This window comes from Pseudomonas defluvii, from assembly GCF_001695625.1.
GTDB lineage: Bacteria > Pseudomonadota > Gammaproteobacteria > Pseudomonadales > Pseudomonadaceae > Aquipseudomonas > Aquipseudomonas defluvii.
The window spans coordinates 1-3,398 of sequence record NZ_MBPN01000214.1; the positions used below are offsets into that span (position 1 = coordinate 1).

The following is a 3,398-nucleotide window of genomic DNA, read 5'->3' on the forward strand; positions in this document are numbered from 1 at the left end:
GCGTCGTCTACCAGGTCAGCCTTGTTCAGGAAGACCACGATGTACGGAACGCCTACCTGACGGGACAGCAGGATGTGTTCACGGGTTTGTGGCATCGGACCATCGGCGGCCGAGCAAACCAGGATAGCGCCGTCCATCTGGGCAGCACCTGTAATCATGTTCTTCACATAGTCAGCGTGACCTGGGCAGTCAACGTGAGCATAGTGACGAATATTCGAGTCATACTCGACGTGCGCGGTGTTAATGGTGATACCGCGAGCTTTTTCTTCTGGAGCGCTGTCAATCTTATCAAAATCGACTTTAGCCGAACCGAAAACTTCGGAGCAAACGCGAGTCAGCGCAGCAGTCAACGTGGTCTTACCATGGTCAACGTGACCAATAGTACCTACGTTCACGTGCGGCTTGTTACGTTCGAACTTTTCCTTAGCCATCGAGACTGTCCCCCGCAGAAGAATTTAACTAGTCACGCCAACCATTAAAACAAAGGCAGATATTTTCATATCTGCCTTGTTAATATGGAGCTCTTGAGCGGATTTGAACCGCTGACCTCACCCTTACCAAGGGTGTGCTCTACCAACTGAGCTACAAGAGCCTTACACTTTGCAAAAACAGCAAACCTGGAGCGGGTAGCGGGAATCGAACCCGCATCATCAGCTTGGAAGGCTGAGGTTCTACCACTAAACTATACCCGCGGAGCTTGCAGCTCTCGCTAAACTGGTGGAGGGGGAAGGATTCGAACCTTCGAAGTCGTAGACGTCAGATTTACAGTCTGATCCCTTTGGCCGCTCGGGAACCCCTCCTGAACGTGGGCAGCATTTTCAACTCTTGCTGCCTTCCTGTCAAGCTTTTTCTCATTAAAATCTTGAGGTTAGCTAATTTGACAGTTGCTACACAGGCTTTCCAACTAGTGGTGTTCCCTGTGAAGCGGGCGCCATTCTATCAAGCTATTCAGCAGTTGCAATACCCTCGCACAACATTATTTTATGTTTTAAGTCTTTGAAATCATGGGAAAGTGTCGCGAGCAGCGCTTCGCCCAGTAAACGTCGGCTTTGGGGCGCCACCTGCAGCCAGAATCCCGGGCTGTCACCCAGCACCCCAACTACCTGTGCAGTCGCCACATCCAACGAAACCAAACGCTGACGAAGCGCATTCAATTGCTCAACCTTGGCAAGGCCACCGATGTAGAGACAATCTTCAGCCTGCTGCGCGCTGCGCCCTCCAGCCCCCGACTCACTCAAAAGGCGAATACCCTGCTGACTACCTTTATACAAAGACAGCGGGGCTACCTCCTTTGCCTTCAAAGGCGCTTCTTGCTGATGCCAGACGTAATAAACAGCATTGAGCACCACCAAGAGAAGAAACAACCAGCGCATAGATACCTCAATCCAGGGGGCAGGCTATCGCCAGACCAACAAACACTAGATCCGGTACCACGCGAGCACACGGAGCCACCTGATGAACCAGGGGCGCATCACCACCCGTGAGGAACAGTGTAAATGCCTCTCCAAAAAGCGAGTGAGCCTGCTCTACCTGTGTCAATACGAACCCTTGGAGCATTAACAGACAGCCGCGCTCAACCGCCTCGACAGTCGAACGCCCAGGCTCCACGCTTGAGAGCGCACGCTCTGCTGCGGCGTCGTCATAACGGATACGACGGGTATGGGTGCGCAGCTGATTACGCATCAGCGGCAACCCAGGGCAAATAAACCCCCCAAGATGCGCCCCGTCAGCCGCGACAAAGTCGGCCGTTACCGCTGTACCGAAGTCGATAACCACACAAGCACCCTTGGCCAGATGATAGCCACCCAAAAGCGCCAACCAACGATCCAGCCCCAATCGCTGGAAATCATCGTAGCCATTACGAACCCCGGCCAACTCTTTCGCTGGCTCAGCACTAACAACCAGCAGACCGAACTGCTCAACCAGAGCTGCACGCAGTCCTGCTGTCTCATCCTCTCCCCTGACACTGACCAAGCGACAGCATCGAGGGGCGCTACCTGGAACTGCATGGATCGAGGCAATCAATGCTTCATTGGACTCAACGACGCCACCAGCGACTATCGAGGCATCCTCAGAGCGAATGATTCGCCATTTGATAAAGCTGTTACCGCAATCGAGCTCAAGAATCATCGCGCAACCTCAAACTGAGCTCTCCGCCACTAAAGCTCTTTTCAACACCATCGACCTCAAGACGCAGAGCCCCCTGACGATCAATGCCTCTCACCACACCATCGACCTGATGATTACCTGCAATAAGCGATACCGCGCGACCTTGCCAGAGGTGCGCCTTCTCCCACTCACCCTGGAATACTGCAAATCCCGACTGGCGATGCCGAACCAGGTCTTCCTGCAGGTTCTGATTGAGCAGAGCGACCAGCTGATTGCGATCAACGACCTCCTCAACCTCTCGCCATATGGACGTCCATTGCTGATCCACTTCACTGCTGGCCTGCATGTTGACGTTGATCCCAACGCCCATCACCACGTGGCAAACATCTGCAGGATCACCTACAAGTTCTAGCAAGATACCGGCAATTTTTTGATTATTCACCAACACATCGTTTGGCCACTTAAGACCTGCGCCACTGACACCATAGGCATGTAGCGTGCGCATCACCGCCAAGCCAACGACCAGGCTAAGCCCTTCCAACTGGCGCATACCACCCTCTATCCGCAGTACCAGACTGTAATAAAGGTTCTCTGCAAACGGACTGGCCCAACTACGCCCACGACGGCCTCGCCCGGCCGTTTGCCGCTCAGCCAGAACAATAAAAGGAGCAACTCGCCCCTCATTGACCTCACGGAGCGCCTGGGCATTTGTCGAGTCGATTGAGTCGAAAATCAATGCCGGCCACGACTCGTCGACAGATCGCTCTGCAATTGCCGCCGTTTCCAGCAAGGACAATGGCGTCGCCAGCTGATAACCGCGACCGCGGACTTTATAAATAGGCAAGTTCAGCTCAGCCTCAAGGTGCTGCAACTGCTTCCAGACAGCACTGCGACTGACACCCAAGGCGGCCCCCAGCGCCTGTCCGGAATGAAACCGGCCATCTTTAAGGAGGTTTAACAACTTCAGCATGCCAATCTCGACTCACAATGAGGCAGGCATGATAGCCATGCCTCGAAGACTTGCATAGAAATCTGTAGCCACGAGAGACGACCTGGGAGCCGGAAAGCCCAGCCATGGAGGGGCCTCCCTGAGTGGATCGCACACTGCCAGCCGCTTAGAGGCCACAAGCCAGCCCACAAACGTGAAATAGCGACAGCCGCCCTGCTGGCAATGTTTTCCAGGCCACAAAGACAAAACCCCTACCTGCATGTGCAGATAGGGGTTTCGGAATTTAATCTTGACGATGACCTACTCTCACATGGGGAAACCCCACACTACCATCGGCGAT

4 protein-coding genes and 3 tRNA genes are annotated in these 3,398 nt (G+C 54.0%); all 7 read right to left on the reverse strand.

Going from position 1 to position 3,398, the window contains the following annotated elements; translation table 11 throughout:
* Nucleotides 1-431, reverse strand: a 431-nt coding sequence (locus EKA13_RS26420; RefSeq protein WP_125862973.1) for a GTP-binding protein, incomplete at its 3' end; no start/stop codon positions are given.
* A gap of 85 nt (nt 432-516) precedes the next feature.
* Nucleotides 517-592, reverse strand: a tRNA-Thr gene (locus EKA13_RS26425).
* Between the two features lie 26 nt (nt 593-618).
* Nucleotides 619-692, reverse strand: a tRNA-Gly gene (locus EKA13_RS26430).
* Between the two features lie 23 nt (nt 693-715).
* Nucleotides 716-800, reverse strand: a tRNA-Tyr gene (locus tag EKA13_RS26435).
* A 144-nt stretch (nt 801-944) separates the two neighbouring features.
* Nucleotides 945-1,373 (reverse strand): hypothetical protein, encoded by a 429-nt coding sequence (locus tag EKA13_RS26440; RefSeq protein ID WP_065761970.1) that lies wholly within the window; start codon nt 1,371-1,373, stop codon nt 945-947.
* 7 nt (nt 1,374-1,380) lie between these two features.
* Entirely contained in the window at nt 1,381-2,130 is a 750-nt protein-coding gene (locus EKA13_RS26445; protein ID WP_065761971.1) for a pantothenate kinase, read from the reverse strand.
* The gene (gene birA, locus EKA13_RS26450; RefSeq protein ID WP_065761972.1) at nt 2,120-3,079 is read right to left on the reverse strand and encodes a bifunctional biotin--[acetyl-CoA-carboxylase] ligase/biotin operon repressor BirA; all 960 of its coding nucleotides are present in this window, start codon (nt 3,077-3,079) and stop codon (nt 2,120-2,122) included. Before birA ends, EKA13_RS26445 begins: the two co-directional genes overlap by 11 nt.
* Nucleotides 3,080-3,398 lie beyond the last annotated feature (319 nt).

Coding starts and splice junctions, on each gene's coding strand:
- EKA13_RS26445 (WP_065761971.1), bottom strand. CDS start 2,130: ATGATTCTTGAGCTCGATTGCGGTAACAGCTTTATCAAATGGCGAATC.
- EKA13_RS26440 (WP_065761970.1), bottom strand. CDS start 1,373: ATGCGCTGGTTGTTTCTTCTCTTGGTGGTGCTCAATGCTGTTTATTAC.
- birA (WP_065761972.1), bottom strand. CDS start 3,079: ATGCTGAAGTTGTTAAACCTCCTTAAAGATGGCCGGTTTCATTCCGGA.